Genomic DNA, 25,986 nt, shown 5'->3' with positions numbered 1-25,986 from the left:
GCGTTGCTTGTCTTAGGATTGACTAACTTGTACTGAGGAAAATCGTAATGTCCAAAATCGTAAAAGTCATCGGTCGCGAAATTATCGACTCACGTGGTAACCCGACTGTTGAAGCTGAAGTGCATCTGGAAGGCGGTTTCGTAGGCCTGGCAGCTGCACCATCAGGTGCCTCTACCGGTTCACGCGAAGCGCTGGAACTGCGTGACGGTGACAAATCACGTTATCTGGGCAAAGGCGTAACCAAAGCCGTTGCTGCAGTAAACGGTCCGATTGCTGAAGCGGTAAAAGGCAAAGACGCGAAAGATCAGGCGAACATCGATAAGATCATGATCGACCTGGACGGTACTGAGAACAAATCTAACTTCGGTGCTAACGCCATTCTGGCTGTTTCACTGGCAGCTGCTAAAGCCGCTGCAGCCTCTAAAGGTCAGCCGCTGTATGAGCACATCGCTGAACTGAACGGCACCCCAGGCAAATACTCTATGCCACTGCCAATGATGAACATCATCAACGGCGGCGAACATGCCGACAACAACGTCGACATCCAGGAATTCATGATCCAGCCGGTTGGCGCTCCGAACCTGAAAGAAGCCATCCGTATGGGTTCTGAAGTGTTCCACAGCCTGGCAAAAGTGCTGAAAAGCAAAGGCATGAGCACTGCAGTGGGTGACGAAGGCGGCTACGCGCCTAACCTGGGTTCCAACGCCGAAGCGCTGGCTGTTATCGCTGAAGCGGTAAAAGCAGCAGGCTACGAGCTGGGCAAAGACATCACCCTGGCGATGGACTGTGCGGCATCTGAGTTCTACAAAGATGGCAAATACGTTCTGGCCGGTGAAGGCGGTAAATCGTTTACCTCTGAAGAGTTCACCCACTTCCTGGAAGATCTGACTAAACAGTATCCGATCGTTTCTATCGAAGATGGCCTGGACGAATCTGACTGGGACGGCTTCGCTTACCAGACCAAAGTACTGGGCGACAAAATCCAGCTGGTGGGTGATGACCTGTTCGTTACCAACACCAAGATCCTGAAAGAAGGTATCGATAAAGGTATCGCTAACTCCATTCTGATCAAATTCAACCAGATCGGTTCTCTGACCGAAACTCTGGCTGCGATCAAAATGGCGAAAGACGCGGGCTACACTGCCGTGATCTCTCACCGTTCAGGCGAAACCGAAGATGCGACCATCGCTGACCTGGCGGTAGGTACTGCAGCGGGCCAGATCAAAACCGGTTCAATGAGCCGTTCTGACCGTGTTGCTAAGTACAACCAGCTGATCCGTATTGAAGAAGCGCTCGGTTCTAAAGCGCCATTCAACGGTCTGAAAGAAGTTAAAGGTCAGTAATGACTGTGCGTTGATGTCGCGCTAAGTGACATCATCGGCCTCTGAAGCCCCGCCTTGTGCGGGGCTTTTTGTTGGTGGCGGTGTTCAGACGCGAATGGCAAGGCCCGATCGCCAAAGCGGCATCTCTGCCGGCCCGGTCCGCGCGATTACGCACCTCATCCCTGAGGTGCGCCCGTTACCGGGACAACGTTTTGCGTTGTTCAAAAACGCTTCCGGCGTTTTTGTCCTGAGCGCGGGACGCTTTGCTCTTCGGTCCTGGCCATCCACGTTTTGCGCCTGTCAGCCGTCTGAAGCCCCTCTTTTGTGTTTTGTCCGGCGCGGAGAAAAGGCACAACGCGTGGTTGAGCTGCGCGGCAAATCTGCCATAATCAGCGCCCTGTTTTTTTCAAGCGAGTCCGTAATGCAATACCCGATTAACGAAATGTTCCAGACACTGCAGGGCGAAGGTTATTACACCGGCGTGCCTGCCATTTTCATTCGTTTGCAGGGATGCCCGGTGGGCTGTAGCTGGTGCGATACCAAACACACCTGGGAAAAGCGGACAGATCGGGAAACGTCGCTGGGCGATATTTTGATCAAGACGGTGGAAAGCGACGCCTGGGGTGATGCCGACGCGGCGACCCTGGTGAGTGCCATTGCGCAGCAGGGCTGGACGGCGCGTCATGTGGTGATCACCGGCGGTGAACCGGCGATTTACGATCTGCGTCCGTTAACCACTGCGCTGGAGCAGCACGGTTTCCAGTGCCAGATTGAGACCAGCGGAACCCACGAGATTCACTGTTCTGAACGGACCTGGGTGACCGTCTCGCCGAAGGTCAACATGCGCGGCGGCTACGATGTTCTGCCCCAGGCGCTGAGCCGGGCCGATGAAATCAAGCATCCGGTGGCGCGCGAGCGTGATGTGGAAGCGTTGGATCGGCTGCTGGCAGGCATTGATGACACCAAAGCGCGTATCATCGCCCTGCAGCCAATCAGCCGCAAAGATGATGCAACCCGGCTCTGTATTGAGACCTGCATTGCTCGTAACTGGCGTCTGTCGATGCAGACCCATAAATATCTCAATATCGCCTGATCCTGATAAAGCGGCACGCAATGAGCCGTTAACCACAGGGAAGCGTTGAGCGTCAGAGGCAGGACGGAGAGAAAAGCCGCGTCGGATCGAAGGGTTCGATCCGACAGGGTTAGCCGCGGTAAACGCAGCCTGCGGTGCAGGTTTCTTTGATCATCACCGCACTTAGCAGCGGCAGTTGCGGCTTCATCTGATCCCAGATCCATTTCGCCAGCACTTCGCTGGTGGGATTTTCCAGGCCGGGAATATCATTCAGATAGTAGTGGTCCAGCCGATTGTAGACCGGCTTAAACGCCGCCTTCAGCTCAGCAAAATCCATAACCCAGCCGGTATGCGCATCCACTTCGCCGGTAATCTCCAGACGAACCAGGAACGAATGACCGTGCAGACGGCCACATTTGTGTCCGGCCGGCACATTCGGTAGATGATGCGCGGCTTCGAACTGGAACTCTTTAAACAAGGTGGTAGACATAATGGTTCTCAGACATTAAAAAACCGCTGGATTCTACCTGATTACCGCTTTTTTCGCACCCGAACCGCACAAACCGATACTTTTCCTGCGCGTTTATACAGTGGCGTCCAGCTAATTAACTGATATATCACCGCTTTGCTTACCACTTTTAACGATTATTCCTACCTGGAAAACCATTTAGTCATTTTGGTTATTTGATATGTCGAAGGTGTATTTAATCGTTAATATACGGACCGGTAACCTACGCACTCTTCCGCCATTTTACGGTCCGGACTTCTGATACTGGAATTTTTAACGCGATGACGACTCAGGCACCTGGTTCAATGCTTCCGCTCTCCCCGGAACAACTCGCTCGCTTACAGGCGGCGACGACAGATTATTCCCCGACTCAACTGGCGTGGCTGTCAGGCTATTTCTGGGGCAGGGTGGAACAGACCCCGGGTAGCGCCGTCGCCAGCACTGCATCTGCTCCGGCTCCGGCCGAAGCGCCCGCCATTACGCTGCTTTCTGCCTCCCAGACCGGCAACGCACGTCGTCTGGCTGAGCAGTTGCGTGATGACCTGCTGGCCGCAAAGCTGAACGTAAACCTGGTGAATGCCGGTGATTACAAGTTCAAACAGATTGGCCAGGAAAAAATGCTGGTGGTTGTAACCTCCACCCAGGGCGAAGGCGAACCGCCGGAAGAGGCGGTGGCGCTGCATAAATTCCTGATGTCGAAAAAGGCACCGAAAATGGAGGGTGCCGCCTTCGCAGTGTTTGGCCTGGGCGACACCTCTTATGAATTCTTCAGCCAGGCGGGTAAAGATTTTGACAGCCGACTGGCGGAGCTGGGCGGCGAGCGTCTGCTGGATCGCGTCGATGCGGATGTTGAGTATGCAGAGCAGGCCGCCGCCTGGCGCAATGCACTGACGGAAATTCTCAAGAAACGCGTGCCGACCGAATCCCCGGCGCAGGCTGCGGCGACAGCAGCCGGCAGCGTCAACGAAGTCACCACCAGCCCCTATACTAAAGAGTCGCCGCTCAGCGCGAGTCTGGCGGTGAATCAGAAAATTACCGGACGTGACTCAGACAAAGATGTGCGCCATATCGAAATCGATCTGGGCGATTCCGGTCTGCCCTACCAGCCTGGCGATGCGCTGGGCGTCTGGTATGAGAATGACGCGGCGCTGGTCAGCGAACTGCTGGAGCTGGTCTGGCTGAAAGGCGATGAGCCGGTAGAGGTTCAGGGGAAAACCCTGCCGCTGGCGGAGGCGCTGCAGAAGCATTTCGAGCTGACGGTTAACACCGCGCAGATCGTGGCGCAGTATGCCCAGCTGTCACGCAACGCGGAGTTGCTCTCACTGGTGGATGATAAAGCCAGGCTGCAGCACTATGCGCAGCACTATCCGATTGTGGATATGGTGCGCCTGGCACCGTCTGAACTCAGCGCTGAACAGCTGACCGGCCTGCTGCGACCGCTGACGCCGCGACTCTACTCTATCGCCTCTTCGCAGGCTGAAACCGATACCGAAGTGCATATCACCGTCGGTGCCGTTCGCTTTGATATTGAAGGTCGCCAGCGTGGCGGCGGTGCATCGACCTGGCTGGCCGATCGCATCGAAGAAGAGGGCGAAGTCCGGGTCTTCATCGAACACAACGACAACTTCCGCCTGCCGGCTAATCCGGATGCGCCAGTGATCATGATTGGTCCGGGCACCGGCATCGCGCCGTTCCGCGCCTTTATGCAGCAGCGCGACAACGACGGTGCCAGCGGCAAAAACTGGCTATTCTTTGGTAATCCGCACTTCACCGACGATTTCCTCTATCAGGTGGAGTGGCAGAAATATGTGAAAGATGGTCTGCTGACTCATATCGACCTCGCCTGGTCACGCGATCAGGCAGAGAAGATTTACGTACAGGATAAGATCCGCGCGAAAGGGGCCGAAGTGTGGCGCTGGATTGAAGAGGGCGCGCATCTTTATGTCTGTGGCGACGCGAATCGTATGGCAAAAGACGTCGAGCAGGCATTGCTGGATGTGGTGGTCGAACACGGCGGAATGGATCGTGAAACGGCCGACGAATTTTTAAGTGAGCTGCGCATTGAGCGCCGTTATCAGCGAGACGTTTACTAATGAGCGATAAACACCCTGGACCGCTGGTTGTAGAAGGCAAATTAGCAGACGCTGAGCGTCTGAAGAAGCAGAGCAACTATCTGCGCGGCACCATTAAAGAAGATCTGGAAGAGGGTCTGACCGGCGGTTTTACCGGCGACAACTTCCTGCTGATCCGTTTTCACGGCATGTACCAGCAGGACGATCGCGATATTCGTGCCGAACGTGCGGAGCAGAAGCTGGAGCCGCGCCACGCCATGATGCTGCGTTGCCGGTTGCCGGGCGGCATCATTACGCCGACTCAGTGGCTGGCCATCGACAAATTTGCCACCGATAAAACTATCTATGGCAGCATCCGTCTGACTAACCGTCAGACCTTCCAGTTTCACGGCATTCTGAAGAAGAACGTTAAGCCGACGCATCAGATGCTGCATGAGGTGGGGCTGGATGCGCTGGCGACCGCCAACGACGTTAACCGTAACGTGCTCTGTACGTCGAACCCGGTTGAGTCGGAGCTGCATCAGGAAGCGTATGAGTGGGCGAAGAAACTCTCTGAGCATCTGCTGCCACGCACCCGTGCCTATGCGGAGATCTGGTGGGATAAAGAAAAAGTCGCCACCACCGACGAAGAGCCGATCCTCGGTGAAACGTATCTGCCGCGTAAATTTAAAACCACCGTGGTGATCCCGCCGCATAACGACGTGGATCTGCACGCCAACGATCTGAACTTTGTCGCTGTCGCCGAGCACGGCAAGCTGGTGGGCTTTAACCTGCTGGTGGGTGGCGGGCTGTCGATTGAGCACGGTAACAAAGCGACCTATGCGCGCACCGCCAGCGAGTTTGGTTACTTCCCGGTGGAGAAGATCCTCGACGTTGCCGAGGCGGTGGTCACGACTCAGCGCGACTGGGGCAACCGTACCGACCGTAAAAACGCCAAAACCAAGTACACCCTGGAACGCGTTGGCGTCGAGACCTTTAAAGCCGAAGTTGAAAAACGTGCCGGTGTGACGTTTGAGCCGATCCGCCCCTATGAGTTCACCACCCGTGGCGATCGCATTGGCTGGATCAAAGGCATCGACAACAAATGGCACCTGACGCTGTTTATCGAAAATGGTCGTCTGCTTGACTATCCGGGCCGACCGCTGAAAAGCGGCATCGCTGAAATTGCGAAAATCCATCAGGGCGATTTCCGTCTGACCGCTAACCAGAACCTGATTGTGGCAGGCGTGCCGGAAAGCGAAAAAGCGCAGATCGAAGCAATCGCGCGCGAACATGGTCTGATGGATCACGTTACGGCACAGCGCGAAAACTCGATGGCCTGCGTGGCGTTCCCGACCTGTCCGCTGGCGATGGCAGAAGCTGAGCGCTTCCTGCCTGCCTTCGTGACTAAAGTAGAAGGGATCATGCATGCGCATGGCGTTGGCGATGAGCACATAGTGTTACGCGTTACCGGTTGTCCCAACGGCTGTGGCCGTGCCATGCTGGCTGAGCTGGGTCTGGTGGGTAAAGCGCCAGGTCGCTACAACCTGCATCTGGGTGGAAACCGCAGCGGAACGCGTATTCCCCGCATGTACCGTGAAAACATTAACGAAAGCGAAATTCTCGCCACCATTGATGAGCTGGTGGGACGCTGGGCCACTGAGCGCCAGGCCGCGGAAGGCTTTGGTGACTTCACCATCCGCGCGGGCATTGTTGCGCCGGTGCTGGACCCGGCACGCGACTTTTGGGAGGAAGCAAAATGAGTCACCCCGACCTCGCAGCACTGAATGAGATGTCCAAAGTCCAGCGTGCTATGGCGCTGGCCGCGACCAATGCGCAGCTGGAGAAGTCATCTGCGGAAGAGCGGGTCAGCTGGGCACTGGAGAATCTGCCGGGTGCCTACGTGCTCTCCTCCAGTTTCGGTATTCAGGCCGCGGTGTCGCTGCATCTGGTGACGCGTCAGCAGCCCGATATTCCGGTGATCCTGACCGACACCGGCTATCTGTTCCCGGAGACCTATCGTTTTATTGATGAGCTGGCGGACCAGCTCAATCTCAACCTTAAAGTGTTCCGCGCCGAAACCTCACCGGCCTGGCAGGAAGCGCGCTACGGCAAACTGTGGGAGCAGGGCGTCGAGGGGATTGAGAAATATAACGAGATCAACAAAGTTGAGCCGATGAATCGCGCCATTGAAACCCTGGGCGCGCAGACCTGGTTTGCCGGATTGCGGCGCGACCAGTCGGGCAGTCGGGCGAATCTGCCGGTGCTGGGCGTCCAGCGTGGCGTCTTTAAGCTGCTGCCGATTATCGACTGGGATAACCGCCAGATTCATCAGTATCTGGAGCAGCATAAGCTGAAGTACCATCCGCTGTGGGATGAAGGCTATCTCTCGGTGGGCGATACCCATACCACCCGCAAGTGGGAGCCGGGTATGGCAGAAGAAGAGACGCGCTTCTTCGGCCTCAAGCGCGAGTGTGGTCTGCACGAAGGCTGACGCAGGACTTCTCTCCCCGCACACAGGGAGAGAAGTTTTTGGCTGCAGTCAGGCGGAAAGCTAAGCGCCTTTTAATCCGGCAAACGCCTCTGCTGCACGGGTCACATTCACTTTCGTCACCTCATACTCTGCCACCGTGACAAACGGATCTTCCGCTAAAATTGCATCCAGCTCTTCTCGTTCCATCTCCCTGACCAGTAACATGCCGCCCGTGCGCGGATCTTTACGTCCCGCTGCAATAAAAAAGCCCGCGTCAAAATAGCGATCCAGCCATTCGATATGGGCTGCCAGCGGCGCTTCAACTTCTTCTACCGGACGAACGTAATTCAGAAAGACCACGTACATGTCAGATCCTTACACTTTGGGATTGGTCAGTTCACTGAGCAGCGGCAGCAGCACGCGAACGCTGTCGCGGGTTCGCAAGGTTATCTGCCCCGGCAGCCAGCGGTCGAGATAGCTCAGATTATCCAGGTCAGTCTGATGGCGGGTAACGCCATCAGGAAAGTGGGGACTACGATGACGCTGCAGCGCACCATCTTTATTACCCAGCGTCCAGTTGCTGGCGGTCACATCCAGCAGCGGAAAGCCCGCCTTGTCGAAGGCATTAAGAGCGTCAAAGTCTTTACGATTCAGCTGATGACTGGCGGCGGGAATGCCCTGCTGGCGTGCCAGTAACAGGGCTCGTTCGCTGGTCTGCTTGCGCACCGCCCGGGGCGTATTCATGCCGCTGTTAAAATAGAGATGATCGCCGGTGATCAGGCTATTCAGATCGATGACCAGCAGGGTATTCTTCTTCTCACGCGTGCTCATCCGCTCAACATAATCATCCATGCCGTGCAGATCTGCCTCTCCGGCGCTCAGCGCCACAAAGCGTATGCCGTAGTGCAGCGGTTTGCGGCTCAGCTGCTGCGCCAGCTCCAGCATCACGCCAAGACCCGATGCATTATCATCGACGCCCTGCAGGCGTAAGCCGCCCAGGTTGTGCTGGGCCTGGCTGCTATTTTGCGGCGTCCAGGTATCCAGATGTGCCACGATCAGAATCTCCTGCGGCACGCTGCCTGCACGCGCGGCAATCACCGAGGTTGCCGTGAGCTTATGCCAGCGCTGCGTGCCGTCCTCTTCCTGCCACTTATAGCCGGTCCTGAACTGGCGGGTATTGGTCTTATAACCCAGCGCGGTAAATTGCTGTTGCAGGTAGTCGGCTGCCATCAGCTCAGCCGGGCTGCCGCTCATCCGGCCAGGAAACAAGGTGGCGATGTGCCGGGCCTGCTGTTCGGCAAACTGACCAGGCGGAGTGGCCAGAGCCAGCGGGGAAATGAGTGCGCCAAATAAAATTGTCGCTACCCTCAAGCGGAGGGAATAAAACATAGTGCATCCTTTTTCATTATTCGGGAGCCGTTCCGCATGGGGGCCAGGGCCAGCCATGCCGCGCGCATTATATCCTTTTTGTCCCGTGACTTTGTTAGTGGAATCGGGCGCTGTCACTACCGAAAGGCGTAACGGACCATTATCGCTGGCACTTATCTGCTTTTGCTGCCGCAGGTGTGGCTTTCAATATGTGAGCCTGTTCACGAAAAAGCCATTAAATTTCATCTGTTAAGACCAAATTGTTCTGTGCTTTGCGGCGTCGTTATTCCATTCGGTAACTACTCATTCCAATTCGTAATTTCATCTGGATAAACTCAGCGACGTATAGTCGCGTTAATACAAAGTTAAAACATCAGGGTTAACGTGGACTATTTGCCTCTTTTTGCCGATCTTTCTGGCCGCCCGGTTCTGGTTGTCGGCGGGGGAGATATTGCGGCGCGAAAAATTGAACTGCTGCGCCGTGCACGCGCGCGCGTTCTGATCGCATCTCGTGAACTCTGCCCTGAACTGCAGGCACTGCTGGATAAGCAGGAGCTGGAGTGGCTGGCGACCGAATTTGACCCGGCCCAGCTGGATGGCGTTTTCCTGGTGATTGCCGCCACCGACGACAACCATCTCAACACCCAGGTGTTTGAAGCCGCCAATGCGCGGCATAAGCTGGTTAACGTGGTGGATGACCAGCCAAAATGCACCTTTATCTTCCCCTCGATTGTTGACCGCTCACCGCTGGTGGTGGCGATCTCCTCCAGCGGCACCGCACCGGTGCTGGCACGCATGCTGCGCGAAAAAATCGAAACGCTGCTGCCTGCCAGTCTGGGTCAGATGGCTGAAGTGGCCGGACTCTGGCGCGATAAAGTCAAACAGCGCTTCAGCCGCATGTCTGACCGTCGGCGCTTCTGGGAACGCGCTTTCGACGGCCGGTTCGCCAGTGAGATGTCTGCCGGTAACGTCGAAGAGGCGAAACGCACGCTGGACCGTGAGCTGCAGGAAGAGCCGACCCGTCAGGGTGAGATCTTTCTGGTGGGCGCCGGGCCGGGCGACAGCGGTCTGCTGACGCTGCGTGGCCTGCAGGTGATGCAGTTAGCCGATGTGGTGCTCTACGACCATCTGGTCAGCGAAGAGGTGCTGGATCTGGTGCGCCGCGATGCCGATCGCATCTGCGTCGGCAAACGGGCCAGCGCCCACACGTTGCCGCAGGAAGAGATCAATCAGATGCTGGTTTCACTGGCGCTGAAAGGCAAGCGCGTCGTGCGCCTCAAGGGCGGCGATCCCTTTATCTTTGGCCGCGGCGGCGAAGAGCTGCAGGCGGCTCAGCAGGCGGGTGTGCCGTTCCAGGTGGTGCCGGGCGTCACCGCGGCTGCCGGTGCGACGGCCTATGCCGGTATTCCGCTGACCCACCGCGACTACGCGCAGAGCGTGATGTTTATTACCGGTCACTGCCGTCCCGATGGGGATGACATTGACTGGCCATCGCTGGCGCGTGCGCGTCAGACGCTGGCAATCTACATGGGAACCGTTAAAGCCGCTGCCATCAGCGAGGCGCTGATTCAGCACGGTCGCGCGGCATCAACGCCGGTGGCGGTGATCAGTCGCGGCACCCGTCCGGATCAACAGGTGCTGACCGGTACCTTAGAACAACTTGAGGCGCTGGCCGCCTCGGCACCCACTCCGGCGCTGCTGGTGATCGGAGAGGTGGTTAATCTGCACGGGCAACTCGCCTGGTTTAAACATTCAGCACAGCAGGGGGCTCGCGAGTCCGCCGTTGTCAATCTGGCTTGAGGGAAAATCATGGACCAAAAACGACTCACTCATCTGCGTCAGCTGGAGGCGGAGAGTATCCACATCATTCGCGAAGTGGCGGCGGAGTTCAGCAATCCGGTGATGATGTACTCCATCGGCAAAGACTCCTCGGTCATGCTACATCTGGCGCGTAAAGCCTTCTACCCAGGCACGCTGCCCTTCCCGTTGCTGCATGTGGATACCGGCTGGAAATTCCGTGAAATGTACGAATTTCGCGACCGCACCGTGAAAGCGATGGGCGCAGAGTTGCTGGTTCACCGCAACCCGGAAGGCGTGGCGATGGGCATCAACCCCTTTGTTCACGGCAGTGCCAAACACACTGACATCATGAAAACCGAAGGGCTAAAGCAGGCGCTGAACAAATATGGTTTTGATGCAGCCTTTGGCGGCGCACGTCGTGATGAAGAGAAGTCACGCGCCAAAGAGCGTATCTACTCATTCCGTGACCGCTTCCATCGCTGGGATCCGAAAAACCAGCGCCCTGAGCTGTGGCACAACTACAACGGTCAGATCAACAAAGGCGAAAGCATCCGCGTCTTCCCGCTGTCGAACTGGACCGAACTGGATATCTGGCAGTACATCTTCCTGGAAAACATCGAGATCGTGCCGCTCTATCTCGCCGCACCGCGTCCGGTGCTGGAGCGTGATGGCATGCTGATGATGATCGATGACGATCGCATCAACCTGCAGCCGGGTGAAGAGATCACCGAACGGATGGTCCGTTTCCGTACGCTCGGCTGCTGGCCGCTGACCGGCGCGGTAGAGTCTGAGGCGCAGACGCTGCCGGAGATCATCGAAGAGATGCTGGTTTCCACCACCAGCGAGCGTCAGGGCCGCATGATCGATCGCGATCAGTCCGGTTCGATGGAACTGAAAAAACGTCAGGGTTATTTCTAAGGAGACGCCAGATGAATACCGTAATTGCACAACAGATTGCCGACCAGGGCGGCGTTGAAGCCTGGCTGACCACGCAACAACACAAGAGCCTGCTGCGTTTTCTGACCTGCGGCAGCGTTGACGACGGAAAAAGTACCCTGATTGGACGTCTGCTACACGACACCCGTCAGATCTATGAAGATCAGCTCTCGTCGCTGCACAACGACAGCAAGCGTCACGGCACCCAGGGCGAGAAGCTCGATCTGGCGCTGCTGGTGGATGGTCTGCAGGCTGAGCGTGAGCAGGGCATTACCATTGATGTGGCCTACCGCTACTTCTCGACCGAAAAGCGTAAATTTATTATCGCCGACACGCCGGGACATGAGCAGTACACCCGTAACATGGCGACCGGCGCGTCAACCTGCGATCTGGCGATCCTGCTGATCGATGCGCGTAAAGGCGTACTGGATCAGACCCGCCGCCACAGCTTTATCTCGACGCTGCTGGGGATCAAACACCTGGTGGTGGCGATCAATAAGATGGATCTGGTGGAGTACAACCAGGAGCGCTTCGAGCAGATCAAACAGGATTACCTCGACTTTGCTGCGCAGCTGCCGGAAGACCTCGATATCCGCTTTGTGCCGATGTCGGCGCTGGAAGGGGATAACGTCGCTTCTGCCAGTCAGACCATGCCGTGGTATAGCGGCCCGACGCTGCTGGATGTGCTGGAGACCGTGGAGCTGAAGCGCGTCGTCGATCATCAGCCGATGCGTTTCCCGGTGCAGTATGTCAACCGTCCGAACCTCGATTTTCGTGGCTATGCCGGCACTCTGGCGTCGGGCAGCGTGCAGGTAGGCCAGCGCGTTAAAGTGCTGCCTTCTGGCGTGGAGTCGACCATTGCCCGCATTGTGACCTTCGATGGCGATCTGCAGGAAGCGGGTGCAGGCGAAGCGATTACCCTGGTGCTGCAGGATGAGATTGATATCAGCCGTGGCGATCTGCTGGTGGATGCCAGTGAAGAGCTGGCAGCGGTTCAGTCTGCCAGCGTTGACGTGGTCTGGATGGCAGAGCAGCCGCTGCAGGCCGGTCAGAGTTATGACCTGAAAATCGCCGGTAAGAAAACCCGTGGCCGGGTAGAGAAGGTGCTGCATCAGGTCGAGATCAACTCACTGGAGACGCGTCAGGTCGATACGCTGCCGCTGAACGGTATCGGTCGCATTGAGATCACCTTTGACGAACCGATGGTGCTCGACAGCTATCAGCAGAACCCGGTAACCGGCGGCATGATCTTTATCGATCGCCTGAGCAACGTCACCGTGGGTGCCGGTATGATCCATCAGCCAAACCATGATGCCCCGGTTAATACCGGCGAGTTCAGCGCGTTTGAGCTGGAACTGAATGCGCTGGTGCGCCGCCACTTCCCACACTGGAATGCGCGCGACCTGCTGGGCGGTCAGTAATGGCGCAGCACGACGATAACGTGGTGTGGCATGATCATCCGGTGACACGCGCCTCTCGCGAACAGCAGCATGGCCATCAGGGCGTGGTGCTGTGGTTCACCGGGCTTTCGGGCTCGGGGAAATCCACCGTTGCCGGTGCGCTGGAGCAGGCGCTGCACCGCATCGGCGTCAGCACCTATCTGCTGGATGGTGACAATGTGCGTCACGGCCTCTGTCGTGACCTCGGTTTCAGCGATGATGATCGTAAAGAGAATATCCGTCGCGTCGGTGAGGTGGCGAAACTGATGGTGGATGCCGGACTCGTGGTGCTCACTGCCTTTATTTCGCCGCATCGTGCCGAGCGTCAGATGGTGCGCGATCTGCTGGAGCCGGGACAGTTTATCGAGGTATTTGTCGATACGCCGTTAGCCGTGTGTGAAGCGCGTGATCCGAAAGGCTTGTATCGCAAAGCGCGCGCCGGTGAACTGCGTAATTTCACCGGCATCGACAGCGTCTATGAGGCGCCCGATAGCCCGGAAATCCAGCTGGATGGCGAACAATTGGTTACAAAACTGGCCGCCCAATTGTTAGACCTGCTGCGTGACCGCGATATCATCAAATCCTGAAGAGACAGCGGCAAATCGTTTCTGATTTGCCGCCCTCGCGCCAACAGGATGCCTATGCAGAACATTACCCCAATGCTCGCCCGAAAAGATGACTCCTCCCCGGATGAGCCGCGCTCATTGCTGCCGGGCGGCGTTATCGGCTTTCTCGCTTACTGGTGCGCGCTGGCGATTCCTTTCCTGCTGTTCGGCTCTAACACGCTGTTCTTCTTTCTTTATACCTGGCCATTCTTTCTGGCGCTGCTGCCGGTTGCGGTGGTCACGGGTATCGCGCTGAATACGCTGCTGAGTGGACAGTGGCTGTGGGCCGCGCTCGCCACGGTGATCATGGTGGTCACGCTCTTCTGGTTAATGTTCTCTTTTCTCTCTGGCTGGTAAGCCGTCAGTGCGCCCGCGCTGATGTGCAAACGCATCGGCAGGTTACAAATCTTTTCCCGTCTGAATCGGTACTGATTCATATTTTGCGCAGACGCGCAGCAAAGCGCGCCATTTTCTCCGCTGGTGTGGAGTCCTGTGCAAAGTTATGGGATGATTGGGCCGTTTTTAGGGGGCGGGATGGTAAAACTGACGTTACTGTTATTGGTGCTGCTTGGCTGGCTGCAATATTCGTTGTGGCTGGGGAAAAATGGCATCCATGACTATACGCGCGTCAATGATGATGTCGCGGTGCAACAGGCAAACAATGCCAAACTGAAATCGCGAAACGATCAGCTGTTTGCCGAAATTGACGATCTCAATGGCGGCTCGGAAGCGATCGAGGAGCGTGCACGCAATGAACTGGGCATGATTAAGCCCGGTGAGACTTTCTATCGTCTGGTGCCTGACCAGAACAAACGCAACGCGCAACAAGCAGCGCTTAACCAACAACGATAAAACATGAACACTCTGGCCTCCCTTGCGGATGTGATTGCCGTGGTGCCCGCTGCCGGGATCGGCAGCCGCATGCAGGCAACCTGTCCGAAGCAGTATCTGACGATTGGTCAGCACACCCTTCTGGAACACAGCATTGCGCGTCTGTTTTCCCATCCCGCTATCAAACAGGTGATTGTCGCCCTCAGTCCTGATGACCAGCACTTCGCTTCACTGCCGCTGGCACGCGATCCGCGCGTGCTCAGGGTGACAGGCGGAGAGACCCGCGCCGAATCGGTGCTGGCCGGATTGCAGGCCGCACAGGGTTCCGCCTGGGTGCTGGTCCATGACGCCGCGCGTCCCTGTCTGCATCCCGACGATCTCCAGCAACTGCTCAACGTGCGTGAACAGAGCCACGTTGGCGGGATTCTGGCCGCGCCAGTGCGTGACACCATGAAACGGGGCGAGCCGGGCAAAGCCGCGGTGGCCCATACCGTAGAGCGCGACGATCTCTGGCACGCCTTAACGCCGCAATTTTTCCCTCATGCGCTGCTCACCGCCTGCCTGACGCGGGCGCTGGCAGAAGGCGCGACCATCACCGATGAAGCCTCGGCGCTGGAGTATTGCGGCTACCACCCGCTGTTAGTCAGCGGACGCAGTGATAACATCAAAGTCACCCGGCCAGAAGATCTGGCGCTGGCGGCTTTTTATCTGAGTCAGATTCATTTAAAGGAGAGCGCATGATGCGTATCGGTCACGGTTTTGACGTTCACGCCTTTGGCGGAGAGGGTCCGTTAGTGATTGGCGGTGTGCGGATCCCGTTTGAGCAGGGTTTTATCGCCCATTCGGATGGCGATGTGGCGCTGCACGCGCTGACTGACGCGCTGCTGGGCGCAGTGGCGATGGGCGATATCGGCAAGCTATTTCCTGACACCGATCCGGCTTTTAAAGGGGCGGACAGCCGCGGCCTGCTGCGTGAGGCCTGGCGTCGTATCGAAGCCAAAGGCTATCGCATCGGTAATGTCGACGTCACGATTATTGCTCAGGCACCGAAAATGCTGCCGCACGTGCCACAGATGCGGATCAATATTGCAGAAGATCTGGGCTGCCATATGGATGCGGTCAACGTCAAAGCGACCACCACCGAGAAGCTGGGCTTTACCGGGCGCGGCGAAGGCATCGCCTGTGAAGCGGTGGCGTTAGTCCTGAAAGCTGACAGCCAATGATGCTGAATTACCTGTACGGTACACCCGTGGCCTCCGGCGTGATCAAAGCCAATCCGGAAGATTTCGTGGTAGTTGAAGATCTCGGTTATGGCGCGGATGGTGAAGGTGAGCACCTGCTGGTGCGTATCCGTAAAGTGGGGGCCAATACCCGCTTTGTGGCTGAGGCACTGGCGAAGTATCTCGGTATTCATCAGCGCGACATGAGTTATGCCGGAATGAAAGATCGCCATGCGGTGACGGAACAGACCCTCTGTTTTCGCCTGCCGGGTAATGCGATGCCCGATCTGCGCGGTTTTGAGCTGGAAGGGGTCGAGATTCTGCAGGCGGTGCGCCACAAACGTAAGCTGCGCATCGGCGCTCTGGCGGGGAATGCGTTCCGGCTGATCATCCGCCAGATCAGTGACCGTGATGCGGTTGAAACGCGTCTGGCGCAGATTCGCGATGCGGGCGTGCCGAACTATTTTGGTGAACAGCGTTTTGGTCGCGGCGGCAATAATCTGGTGATGGCTGAAAAGTGGGCGCGCAATGAGATCATTATTCGCGACCGCAACAAGCGCAGTCTGATGCTCTCTGCCGCGCGCAGTTCGCTGTTTAATCAGGTGACCAGTGCGCGTCTGCAACAGCAGGGTGGGCTGACTCAGGTGCTCAACGGCGATGCGTTGCAGCTGACCGGACGAGGCAGCTGGTTTGTCGCCCAGCCTGATGAACTGGCAGAGTCACAGCGCCGGGTTGATCAGCATGAGCTGCGCATCACCGCGCCGCTGCCGGGACGGGGCGAGCCTGGCCCGCAGGCTGACGCGCTGGCCTTTGAACAGCAGGCGCTGGCTGATGAGACGCTGCTGCTGGGACTGATTGAACGTGAGAAGGTCGATGCTGCACGCCGTGCCATGCTGGTGGTGCCGCGCGATATGCAGTGGAGCTGGTGGGATGATGTCACGCTGGAACTGGCATTCTGGCTGCCAGCGGGCAGCTTTGCCACCAGCGTGGTCCGTGAGCTGCTGACCCACGCGGACTCGCCCGATCAGATTGATGAGTAATCTTCGCCGCAACCTGACCCGCAGTGTGGGTAATGTTGCGGCAAACCCCCACCGTCGTGTGATTTACGCCTACCACTTCCTTGCGCGCCTCGCTAGAATGCAAAAATCGCCGTCCATTCCTCACCTGTTGCCATGCCGTTAAAACAGGTTCCGTCACGGCGACCAGTCGAATAAAAAAAGGTCAGAACGAAATGCGGATATTGCTCAGTAACGATGACGGCATTCATGCGCCAGGCATTCAGACTCTGGCGAAAGCCCTGCGGCAGATTGCTGACGTGCAGGTTGTTGCCCCCGATCGTAACCGAAGCGGTGCCTCGAACTCATTAACGCTGGAAACGCCTCTGCGCACCTTCACCCATGAAAACGGCGATATCGCCGTCCAGATGGGGACGCCGACCGACTGCGTCTATCTGGGGGTGAATGCGCTGATGCAGCCGCGTCCCGACATTGTGGTGTCGGGCATCAATGCCGGCCCCAATCTGGGCGATGATGTGATCTACTCCGGCACGGTGGCGGCGGCGATGGAAGGGCGACATCTTGGCTTACCGGCTATCGCGGTTTCGCTCAATGGCCATCAGCACTACGCCACCGCGGCGGCCGTGACCTGCGCTCTGCTCAGGGCGCTGACGCATGAACCGCTGCGCACCGGCCGCATTCTCAATATCAACGTTCCCGATCTGCCGTTGTCTGAACTCAAAGGCATCCGCGTGACGCGCTGTGGCAGTCGCCATCCGGCGGATCAGGTGATCGCGCAGCAGGATCCGCGTGGCAATACACTCTACTGGATTGGTCCGCCAGGGGAAAAACTGGATGCGGGCCCGGATACGGACTTCGCCGCCGTGGATCAGGGCTACGTCTCTGTCACGGCACTCCATGTCGATTTAACGGCGCACAGCGCGCAGAACGTGCTCAGTGACTGGCTGGCTAAAGCTGAGGTGAACCTGGCATGGTGAATCGGCGTATTGAGACGTTGCTGTCACAACTGCGTCAGCAGGGCATCGATGATGAAAACCTGCTGAAAGCCATCAGCGAGGTGCCGCGCGAACGTTTTATCGACGAAGCGTTCGAGCATAAAGCCTGGGACAATGTTGCCTTGCCCATCGGCTCCGGTCAGACGATATCACAGCCCTACATGGTCGCGCGGATGACCGCGCTGCTCGGACTTAATCCGCATTCGCGTGTGCTGGAGATTGGTACGGGTTCAGGTTATCAGACGGCGATTCTTGCCCATCTGGTGGACCATGTTTATTCAGTGGAACGCATCAAAGGGCTGCAGTGGCAGGCCAAGCGCCGTCTGAAACAGCTGGATCTGCATAATGTCTCAACCCGTCATGGTGATGGCTGGCAGGGCTGGCCTTCACGTGGCCCCTTCGATGCCATCATCGTCACGGCTGCACCGCCTGAAATTCCGATTGCGCTGATAGCACAACTGGCAGAAGGCGGCATCATGGTGCTGCCGGTTGGCGAAGATCAGCAGGTACTGAAGCGCCTGCGTCGTCAGGGCGAAGAGGTGATGGAAGAGACCATCGAACCAGTGCGTTTTGTCCCGCTGGTGCAGGGCGATCTGGCCTGACCCTCTTCGTATTTCTTCACAACTGTTTCATAGCACCACGTACCTGATGTTGTTACTATCCAGTTTATTCATCGAAAACGCAGATTTTATCGCGCCGCGCAGAGTATCCTGCTGGCAGATACAGTGAAACAGATAGATCAGAGTTGCCATCACGGGGGATTAATGAGCACGGGAAGCACACTTTTTCAGTTACGCCGTCTGGCGGCGCTTTCACTGGTAGGTTTTTGGCTGGCAGGCTGCAGCTCCAGCGACAACTCACAGGCACCCATCAGTCGCGTTGGCGATAATGGTGGCATGAACACTAACCAGTCTGGAGCAGACACGAGTTCAGGCGGCGTTCCTGCCACGCCAGCCCAGGGACAAATGTTAAGCAAAAATTCAGCATCCGCCCCCGCTAGTGGTGGAATGATTAGTACCAACAGTAATGTTGAGACGCAGAATGGCCGGATTGTTTACAATCGCAGTTATCAGAACATTCCTAAAGGTAGCTACTCCGGTGAAACTTATACCGTTAAGCGTGGCGACACATTGTTTTACATCGCCTGGATTACCGGCAACGATTTCCGTGATTTAGCCCAGCGCAACAATGTTCCTGCGCCATATGGCCTGAATGTCGGACAAACTTTGCAGATTGGCAATGGGTCGGGTCAGCCGATTACCGGCGGCAATCCCATTACCGTTGCTGATGCAACGCAGGGCGGCGTTCCGGCGGCGCCACAAATTAAATCGCCTGCTGTTGCACAGCAACCTGTTATTACGTATTCTGATGATTCAGGTAATTCGGGTGGCAGCAAAATGTTGCCTTCGAATGGAGCAAATGTTGCAACGACAACAGCTCCAGTCGTTACCGCACCCCCAACGGTTAGCAGTACAACCAACAGTTCAACGCCGGTCGGAAGCTGGCGCTGGCCGACTGACGGGAAGATCATCGATAACTTCTCTGCCGCCGAAGGTGGCAATAAAGGTATCGATATCGCCGGGACGCGCGGACAATCTGTGGTCGCCACTGCTTCAGGACGAGTGGTTTACGCAGGTAACGCACTCCGGGGTTACGGTAATTTAATCATCATTAAACACAACGATGATTACCTGAGCGCCTACGCCCACAACGATACAATGCTGGTCCGGGAACAACAGGAAGTTAAGGCGGGGCAAAAGATCGCTACCATGGGTAGCACCGGAACCAGTTCAGTCAGATTACACTTTGAAATTCGTTACAAGGGGAAATCCGTAAACCCGTTGCGTTATTTACCGCAGCGATAATCCGGCAGAACAAAACAGGTTTATGTTCTGCCCTGGAATCACGGGTAGGAGCCGCTTATGAGCCAGAATACGCTGAAAGTAAACGAGTTACATGAGAACGCGGAATTCGATGAGAACGGAGCTGAAATTTTTGACGAGAAGGCACTCGTTGAAAATGAAGCCAGTGATAGCGACGTAGCGGAAGAAGAGTTGCTATCACAGGGTGCGACGCAACGTGTGTTAGATGCGACGCAGCTCTATCTCGGGGAGATTGGCTATTCTCCGTTGTTAACGGCAGAGGAAGAAGTCTTCTTCGCTCGCCGTGCATTGCGGGGTGATATCCCTTCCCGTCGCCGTATGATCGAAAGTAACTTACGCCTGGTGGTGAAAATCGCTCGTCGTTACAGCAATCGTGGTTTAGCTCTGCTGGACCTGATTGAAGAAGGTAACCTCGGCCTGATTCGCGCCGTAGAGAAATTTGACCCGGAGCGCGGGTTCCGTTTCTCAACGTACGCCACCTGGTGGATTCGTCAGACTATTGAACGGGCGATCATGAACCAAACCCGTACCATCCGTCTGCCGATTCACATTGTGAAAGAACTGAATGTTTATCTGCGTACTGCGCGTGAACTTTCCCACAAGCTCGACCATGAGCCGAGTGCGGAAGAGATCGCAGAGCAGCTTGATAAACCAGTTGATGACGTAAGCCGCATGTTACGTCTCAACGAACGCATTACTTCGGTTGATACGCCATTAGGCGGTGATTCTGAAAAAGCGCTGCTGGATATTCTGGCCGATGAGAAAGACAACGGACCGGAAGACACCACGCAGGACGATGATATGAAACAAAGCATCGTTAAATGGCTGTTCGAACTGAACGCCAAGCAGCGTGAAGTGCTGGCACGTCGTTTCGGCCTGTTAGGCTATGAAGCGGCAACACTTGAGGATGTGGGTCGTGAAATCGGCTTAACCCGCGAGCGTGTACGCCAGATTCAGGTTGAAGGTTTACGCCGTCTGCGTGAAATCCTGCAGGCGCAGGGCCTCAGCATTGAAGCACTGTTTCGTGAATAATCGTTAACAGTAAATCTGAGTTTGAATGCGAAAAGCGATGGTGAAAACCATCGCTTTTTTTATGTCTGCAGAAAAGTGATTTGCGGGCGAGCGAGCATCGCACCGCGCATTAACGCGGTGCGATGTACTGGATGTAATATCAGACCAGCGATTTAAGACGATAAATCCAGTCGAGTGCCTGACGCGGTGTCAGCGTATCCGGATCCAGCGCCTCAAGCGCCTCCATGGCAGGCGAGGTCTCTTCAACCAGCAGCGGCAGCTGAGAGCCATCGACCGTCGATGACGCGGAGTGGTTTGAAACGGTCTCAAGTTCCTTCAGCTTATTGCGTGCCCGCTTAATCACCTCTTTGGGTACGCCGGCCAGCGCCGCCACCGCCAGACCATAGCTCTTACTTGCCGCACCCTCCTGGACGCTGTGCATAAAGGCGATCGTGTCGCCATGCTCAACGGCATCCAGATGGACATTAACCACGCCTTCCATTTTTTCCGGCAGGGTTGTCAGCTCGAAGTAATGGGTGGCAAACAGCGTCATCGCCTTGATACGGTTCGCCAGGTTTTCGGCGCAGGCCCAGGCCAGCGATAAACCGTCGTAGGTGGATGTTCCGCGTCCAATCTCATCCATCAGCACCAGGCTGTTTTCGGTGGCGTTGTGCAGGATGTTAGCAGTTTCGGTCATCTCAACCATAAAGGTCGAGCGCCCGGAGGCGAGATCGTCAGCGGCACCGACACGGGTAAAGATGCGATCCAGCGGGCCAATCAGCGTCTCATCGGCAGGAACAAAACTGCCAATCCATGCCATCAGCGCAATCAGTGCCGCCTGGCGCATATAGGTACTTTTACCGCCCATGTTGGGGCCGGTAATAATCAGCATTCTGCGCTGGGGTGCCAGTGACAGTGGGTTGGCAATAAACGGCTCTTTCAGAACCTGTTCCACCACCGGATGGCGTCCGCCGCTGATTTTAATCCCGGCTTTATCCTGCAATACCGGGCGGCAATAGTTCAGGGACCAGGCGCGTTCTGCCAGGTTGCTTAACACATCCAGCTCTGCCAGCGCGGCGGCACTCAGCTGCAGCGCTTCAAGATGCGGCAGCAACTGATCGAACAGCGCCTCATACAGGCTTTTTTCCAGCGACAGCGCTTTACCCTTGGAGGTGAGTACTTTGTCTTCGTACTCTTTCAGCTCCGGAATGATATAGCGTTCAGCATTTTTCAGGGTCTGACGACGGACATAGTGCATCGGTACCTGATGGCTCTGTCCGCGGCTCACCTGAATGTAATAACCATGCACGCCGTTAAAGCCGACCTTCAGGGTATCCAGTCCCAGCTTCTCGCGTTCGCGGATCTCCAGCCGGTCAAGATAGTCGGTTGCGCCATCTGCCAGTGCGCGCCACTCATCCAGCTCCGCGTTGTAGCCGGGCGCAATCACTCCGCCGTCACGGATCAGCACCGGCGGTGACTCAATCACCGCCTGTTCCAGCAGCTCACGTAACGCAGTGAACTCGCCCATCTGCGTGCGCAGCTTCTGCAACTGGGGCGCCTCAACGTCGGCCAGCAACTGGTTAAGTTCCGGCAGTTGCTGAAACGCATGACGCATGCGAGCCAGATCGCGCGGACGTGCGGTGCGCAGGGCCAGGCGAGCCAGGATTCGCTCCAGATCGCCGACCTGACGCAGCACCGGTTGCAGCACGTCGCTGAGATTTTGCAGCTCAGCAATCGACTCCTGACGCTGGTTAATGATGCGCGCATCGCGCAGCGGCATATGCAGCCAGCGTTTCAGCATCCGACTACCCATCGGGGTGACTGTTTTATCCAGCACCGCCGCTAAGGTGTTGTCGGTGCCGCCTGCCAGGTTCTGGGTGATCTCCAGATTACGGCGGGTGGCCGCATCCATGATGATGCTGTCCTGCTGCCGCTCCATGCTCAGCGAGCGGATGTGGGGCAGCGTCGTACGCTGGGTATCTTTAACATACTGCAGCAGGCAGCCCGCCGCGCTCAGTCCGAGGTGCGCAATCTCCACGCCGAAGCCATTGAGATCGCGGGTGCCGAACTGCAGGTTCAGCTGCTGGCGCGCGGTGTCGATCTCAAACTCCCACAGCGGACGGCGTCGCAGGCCGCGTCGCTGATCGATCAGCGACATCGCCTGGAAATCTTCGGGGTAGAGCAGCTCCGCCGGATTGGTGCGCTGCAGTTCTGCCGCCATGGTTTCAGCATCGGCAGGTTCGCTGAGGCGAAAACGGCCTGAGCTGATATCCAGCGTGGCGTAGCCAAAACCGCGCGGGCTTTGCACGATCGCCGCCAGCAGATTGTCGTGTCGCTCCTGCAACAGCGCCTCATCACTGATGGTACCCGGGGTAACGATGCGCACCACTTTGCGTTCGACCGGGCCTTTGCTCAGCGCCGGATCGCCTATCTGCTCGCAGATGGCAACGGATTCGCCCAGCTGCACCAGTTTAGCCAGGTAACCTTCAACCGCATGATAGGGCACACCCGCCATCGGAATCGGTTCGCCCGCTGACGCACCGCGCTTGGTGAGTGAAATCTCCAGCAGCTGCGAGGCACGTTTTGCGTCGTCATAAAACAGCTCGTAGAAGTCACCCATACGGTAAAACAGCAGAATGTCAGGATGCTCCGCCTTGAGACGTAGGTACTGCTGCATCATCGGCGTGTGGGAAGGAAAGTCCTTTTCGGTTGGCTCTTGCATAAGGTTTTAGCTCATTTTTAATGCGGTAAATTTCTGGCGGTCAACGCCCATGAAACCGAAAGGGATTCCAGGCGCGCAGGATAATCAGATGATAACGAATAGGGCAGGGCATATGCCAGCGTGATGCACAGCCGCGATCCTGACCGGGTGTAACCTGACAGGCATCCTGGCAAATGTGGCGGCGGCTGGCGACAAAAAAGTGCCTGTTCTCATGACGCTGATGCGGGGCTGCGAGGCGGCTCGCGATTTCTGCGGCAGTTTATGGCCGGCAGGACGGCACTGCGCCGCATCGGGAAGGGGGAAAAGTCAGTGCAGCCCGTTCTGCAGCGCCCAGACGGCGGCTTCAAGTCGGGATTTAAGGTTCATCTTCTTCAGCAGATATTTAACGTGAACCTTAACCGTGCTTTCACTGATGGCCAGCTTGCGGGCAATCGCTTTATTGGTCATCCCGTCGCTGATCAGTTGCAGAATATCGCGTTCGCGCCGGGTCAGCTGATTGATGTCGCGCGTCTGAGCAGGCTGCGCTTCACGCAACCGGGCGACCAGAATCGGGGTTAACGCCTCGCTCAGCACGATCTGACCGGCAGCAGCCTGATGCAGCGCTTTCAGTAAGGCTTCCGGTTCCATATCTTTCAGCAGATAACCATCAGCGCCGCGCTTCAACGCGCTGACCACATCCTCTTCATTATCTGAAACGCTGAACACCACTACCCGGCCAGAAAGGGCTATCTCACGCAGCTGGGTCAGGGTATCCAGTCCGTTCAGACCTGGCATATTAAGATCAAGCAGGATCAGGTCGGGATCATGCTGCTGTGCCAGCGCCAGGCCATCAATGCCATTACCCGCTTCGGCAACCACCTGCAGCCTTTCATCCAGCGCAATCAGCTGCTTCAGGCCATTGCGCAGCATGGGATGGTCGTCGATCAATAAAAGCGTAAATTTCTCTGCCGTCACAATGGCTCCTGTTCCTGTCACATACGCCAGCCCTGAGCGGGCGGAGAGCCTATCTTACCGGTGAAGCGGGGTCGCTATATACCCCCAATGGACTACTCCTTTATTTCCAGTCGGGCACCCTTTTACAGAAGGCATTGGCGGCTGTGTTTAAACCCTATGATTTATAAGGGTTATCTGAATTCAGTCAACTACTTAACCGGGGTGAAGAGAGGGCGCTGCACCTCTGTAACCTGCATTGCCGTTGATTTGTATCAAGCCCGACACCACGGCGGATGCGCAGGATACGCACAATTATTATTCTGCTGATGAGAGATTTATGACCCAATCCACCTCTTTGCAAACCCCGACGCGCGGCGCGTTAATTCAGGACTGGCAACCGGAAAACGATGCGTTCTGGCAGGCGCGTGGTAAACGTATCGCCAGCCGTAACCTGTGGATTTCTGTCTTCTGTCTGCTGCTGGGCTTCTGCGTCTGGATGCTGTTCAGCACCGTTGCGGTTAACCTGAATAAAGTTGGCTTTACCTTCAGCACTGAGCAGCTCTTTTTACTGACCGCACTGCCGTCGGTTTCTGGCGCGTTGCTGCGTGTGCCTTACTCTTTTGTTATTCCCATCTTTGGGGGACGTCGCTGGACCGCCTTCAGCACCGGCATCCTGATCATTCCCTGCCTGTGGCTCGGCTTTGCCGTACAGGACAGCCAGACCTCATTCACCACTTTTATGGTGATTTCCCTGCTGTGCGGTTTTGGTGGCGCTAACTTCGCGTCGAGCATGGGCAATATCAGCTTCTTCTTTCCCAAAGCCCGTCAGGGCGGCGCGCTGGGTATCAACGGCGGCCTCGGTAATCTTGGCGTCAGCGTAATGCAGTTTGTCGCCCCGCTGGCGATCTCCTGTGCCATTTTTGGTTTTGCCGATGTGGGTCAGACCACCGTCACCGGCGACAGCATCTGGCTGGAAAATGCCGCCTGGATCTGGGTGCCGTTCCTGGCGATCGGCACGCTGGCGGCCTGGTTCGGCATGAACGACCTGGCGGCGGCGAAATCCTCGCTGCGTGAGCAGTTGCCGGTGCTGAAACGTCCACACCTGTGGGTTATGGCGCTGCTCTATCTGGCCACCTTTGGCTCATTTATCGGTTTCTCTGCCGGTTTTGCCATGCTGACGAAGACGCAATTTCCTGATGTCGTGATCATGCATTACGCCTTTTTCGGCCCCTTTATTGGCGCGCTGGCCCGTTCAGCAGGCGGCATCATTTCTGACCGCTTCGGCGGTACCCGCGTCACGCTTGTCAACTACGTGCTGATGGCGCTGTTTGCTGCGCTGCTGTTCCTCACCCTGCCGGGTGCCGGACATGATGGCTCGTTCGTTGCCTTCTTCGCCGTGTTTATGGGCCTGTTCCTGACGTCCGGGCTGGGCAGCGGCTCCACCTACCAGATGATTGCGGTGATCTTCCGTAAGCTGACGCTGGAACGTATCAAAGCTGAGGGCGGCGACGATGCGCTGGCACAGCGTGAAGCGGCAACAGAAACCTCTGCTGCGCTCGGCTTTATCTCCGCGATTGGCGCGCTGGGCGGTTTCTTTATTCCGCAGACTTTTGGCCTGTCGCTCGCGATGACCGGTTCACCCGCCGGCGCGATGAAAATCTTCCTGGTCTTTTATCTCTGCTGCATCGCGGTGACCTGGCTGGTTTACGGCCGAAAAGCACGCGCCTGATAACGACAAAGCCGGTGTGGCGCACCGGCACAATTTCACTTTCTGTGTCGGGACAGATGCAGAGTCAGCAAT

General features: G+C 56.8%; 24 protein-coding genes. 19 read left to right on the top strand and 5 right to left on the bottom strand.

Features of this window, described 5'->3' with window-relative positions:
* The first annotated feature begins 47 nt into the window (after positions 1–47).
* Both eno and queE read left to right on the top strand, forming a co-directional pair.
* Positions 48–1,343 (top strand): phosphopyruvate hydratase, encoded by a 1,296-nt coding sequence (gene eno, locus AFL22_RS11980; protein ID WP_010248571.1) that lies wholly within the window; start codon positions 48–50, stop codon positions 1,341–1,343.
* Between the two features lie 400 nt (positions 1,344–1,743).
* Positions 1,744–2,415 carry a 7-carboxy-7-deazaguanine synthase QueE gene (gene queE, locus AFL22_RS11975; protein WP_010248569.1) on the top strand — a complete coding sequence of 224 codons (672 nt, stop codon included), beginning with the start codon at positions 1,744–1,746 and terminating at the stop codon, positions 2,413–2,415.
* A 109-nt stretch (positions 2,416–2,524) separates the two neighbouring features.
* Here queE and queD read toward each other — a convergent pair whose 3' ends face one another.
* A complete protein-coding gene (gene queD, locus AFL22_RS11970; RefSeq protein WP_010248568.1) occupies positions 2,525–2,884 on the bottom strand; it encodes a 6-carboxytetrahydropterin synthase QueD in 360 nt (119 codons plus the stop codon).
* Between the two features lie 299 nt (positions 2,885–3,183).
* Here queD and cysJ point away from each other — a divergent pair, with 299 nt between their 5' ends.
* The 3 genes from cysJ to AFL22_RS11955 are packed head-to-tail and all read left to right on the top strand — an operon-like array spanning position 3,184 to position 7,447.
* A complete protein-coding gene (gene cysJ / locus AFL22_RS11965; protein ID WP_052271496.1) occupies positions 3,184–4,995 on the top strand; it encodes an NADPH-dependent assimilatory sulfite reductase flavoprotein subunit in 1,812 nt (603 codons plus the stop codon).
* Positions 4,995–6,716, top strand: coding sequence for an assimilatory sulfite reductase (NADPH) hemoprotein subunit (gene cysI / locus AFL22_RS11960; RefSeq protein WP_022623798.1), 1,722 nt, complete (start codon positions 4,995–4,997; stop codon positions 6,714–6,716). Before cysJ ends, cysI begins: the two co-directional genes overlap by 1 nt.
* Entirely contained in the window at positions 6,713–7,447 is a 735-nt protein-coding gene (locus AFL22_RS11955) for a phosphoadenylyl-sulfate reductase (RefSeq protein ID WP_010248562.1), read from the top strand. The genes cysI and AFL22_RS11955 overlap by 4 nt, the downstream gene beginning before the upstream one ends.
* Before the next feature lie 60 nt (positions 7,448–7,507).
* Here the strand turns inward: AFL22_RS11955 and AFL22_RS11950 are convergent, their stop codons facing one another.
* Entirely contained in the window at positions 7,508–7,792 is a 285-nt protein-coding gene (locus tag AFL22_RS11950) for a YciI family protein (protein ID WP_052271495.1), read from the bottom strand.
* A 9-nt stretch (positions 7,793–7,801) separates the two neighbouring features.
* A complete protein-coding gene (locus AFL22_RS11945; protein ID WP_052271494.1) occupies positions 7,802–8,815 on the bottom strand; it encodes an aminopeptidase in 1,014 nt (337 codons plus the stop codon).
* A gap of 363 nt (positions 8,816–9,178) precedes the next feature.
* Here AFL22_RS11945 and cysG point away from each other — a divergent pair, with 363 nt between their 5' ends.
* The 13 genes from cysG (at position 9,179) to rpoS (ending at position 20,551) form a co-directional block, all read left to right on the top strand.
* Positions 9,179–10,594: a siroheme synthase CysG gene (gene cysG, locus AFL22_RS11940; RefSeq protein WP_052271493.1), complete on the top strand. Its 1,416-nt coding sequence runs from the start codon at positions 9,179–9,181 to the stop codon at positions 10,592–10,594.
* Between the two features lie 9 nt (positions 10,595–10,603).
* Positions 10,604–11,512, top strand: a complete 909-nt coding sequence (gene cysD / locus AFL22_RS11935) for a sulfate adenylyltransferase subunit CysD (protein WP_010248554.1) — start codon at positions 10,604–10,606, stop codon at positions 11,510–11,512.
* A gap of 11 nt (positions 11,513–11,523) precedes the next feature.
* Positions 11,524–12,951 carry a sulfate adenylyltransferase subunit CysN gene (gene cysN / locus AFL22_RS11930; RefSeq protein ID WP_010248552.1) on the top strand — a complete coding sequence of 476 codons (1,428 nt, stop codon included), beginning with the start codon at positions 11,524–11,526 and terminating at the stop codon, positions 12,949–12,951.
* Positions 12,951–13,556 (top strand): adenylyl-sulfate kinase, encoded by a 606-nt coding sequence (gene cysC, locus AFL22_RS11925; protein ID WP_010672130.1) that lies wholly within the window; start codon positions 12,951–12,953, stop codon positions 13,554–13,556. Before cysN ends, cysC begins: the two co-directional genes overlap by 1 nt.
* Positions 13,557–13,610: 54 nt before the next feature.
* On the top strand, positions 13,611–13,931 hold the full coding sequence (locus AFL22_RS11920) for a DUF3561 family protein (RefSeq protein ID WP_010248547.1): 321 nt from the start codon (positions 13,611–13,613) through the stop codon (positions 13,929–13,931).
* 177 nt (positions 13,932–14,108) lie between these two features.
* On the top strand, positions 14,109–14,426 hold the full coding sequence (ftsB, locus tag AFL22_RS11915; protein WP_052271531.1) for a cell division protein FtsB: 318 nt from the start codon (positions 14,109–14,111) through the stop codon (positions 14,424–14,426).
* 3 nt (positions 14,427–14,429) lie between these two features.
* Positions 14,430–15,146 (top strand): 2-C-methyl-D-erythritol 4-phosphate cytidylyltransferase, encoded by a 717-nt coding sequence (gene ispD, locus AFL22_RS11910; RefSeq protein ID WP_052271492.1) that lies wholly within the window; start codon positions 14,430–14,432, stop codon positions 15,144–15,146.
* A complete protein-coding gene (ispF, locus tag AFL22_RS11905; RefSeq protein ID WP_010248541.1) occupies positions 15,146–15,628 on the top strand; it encodes a 2-C-methyl-D-erythritol 2,4-cyclodiphosphate synthase in 483 nt (160 codons plus the stop codon). Before ispD ends, ispF begins: the two co-directional genes overlap by 1 nt.
* Entirely contained in the window at positions 15,625–16,665 is a 1,041-nt protein-coding gene (gene truD / locus AFL22_RS11900) for a tRNA pseudouridine(13) synthase TruD (protein WP_052271491.1), read from the top strand. Before ispF ends, truD begins: the two co-directional genes overlap by 4 nt.
* Positions 16,666–16,856: 191 nt before the next feature.
* Complete coding sequence (gene surE / locus AFL22_RS11895; RefSeq protein ID WP_003849099.1) at positions 16,857–17,618, top strand: 5'/3'-nucleotidase SurE; 762 nt, start codon at positions 16,857–16,859, stop codon at positions 17,616–17,618.
* Positions 17,612–18,238, top strand: a complete 627-nt coding sequence (locus tag AFL22_RS11890; protein ID WP_010248537.1) for a protein-L-isoaspartate(D-aspartate) O-methyltransferase — start codon at positions 17,612–17,614, stop codon at positions 18,236–18,238. Before surE ends, AFL22_RS11890 begins: the two co-directional genes overlap by 7 nt.
* 162 nt (positions 18,239–18,400) lie before the next feature.
* Positions 18,401–19,501: a murein hydrolase activator NlpD gene (nlpD, locus tag AFL22_RS24270; protein WP_033772486.1), complete on the top strand. Its 1,101-nt coding sequence runs from the start codon at positions 18,401–18,403 to the stop codon at positions 19,499–19,501.
* Positions 19,502–19,558: 57 nt separating this feature from the next.
* Positions 19,559–20,551, top strand: a complete 993-nt coding sequence (rpoS, locus tag AFL22_RS24265) for an RNA polymerase sigma factor RpoS (RefSeq protein ID WP_003849090.1) — start codon at positions 19,559–19,561, stop codon at positions 20,549–20,551.
* A gap of 139 nt (positions 20,552–20,690) precedes the next feature.
* On the opposite strand, the gene mutS is transcribed toward rpoS, so the two are convergent.
* Both mutS and narL read right to left on the bottom strand, forming a co-directional pair.
* A complete protein-coding gene (gene mutS, locus AFL22_RS11875; protein ID WP_052271490.1) occupies positions 20,691–23,252 on the bottom strand; it encodes a DNA mismatch repair protein MutS in 2,562 nt (853 codons plus the stop codon).
* A 306-nt stretch (positions 23,253–23,558) separates the two neighbouring features.
* A complete protein-coding gene (narL, locus tag AFL22_RS11870) occupies positions 23,559–24,206 on the bottom strand; it encodes a two-component system response regulator NarL (RefSeq protein ID WP_010248531.1) in 648 nt (215 codons plus the stop codon).
* Positions 24,207–24,522: 316 nt separating this feature from the next.
* Between narL and AFL22_RS11865 the strand changes: the two genes are divergently transcribed.
* Entirely contained in the window at positions 24,523–25,914 is a 1,392-nt protein-coding gene (locus tag AFL22_RS11865; RefSeq protein ID WP_010248529.1) for a NarK family nitrate/nitrite MFS transporter, read from the top strand.
* Positions 25,915–25,986 lie beyond the last annotated feature (72 nt).

Origin of the sequence: Pantoea sp. CFSAN033090 (assembly GCF_001264395.1) — a bacterium.
In the GTDB taxonomy this organism is placed as follows: domain Bacteria; phylum Pseudomonadota; class Gammaproteobacteria; order Enterobacterales; family Enterobacteriaceae; genus Pantoea; species Pantoea agglomerans.
This window is presented reverse-complemented; position numbering and strand designations above follow the sequence as displayed.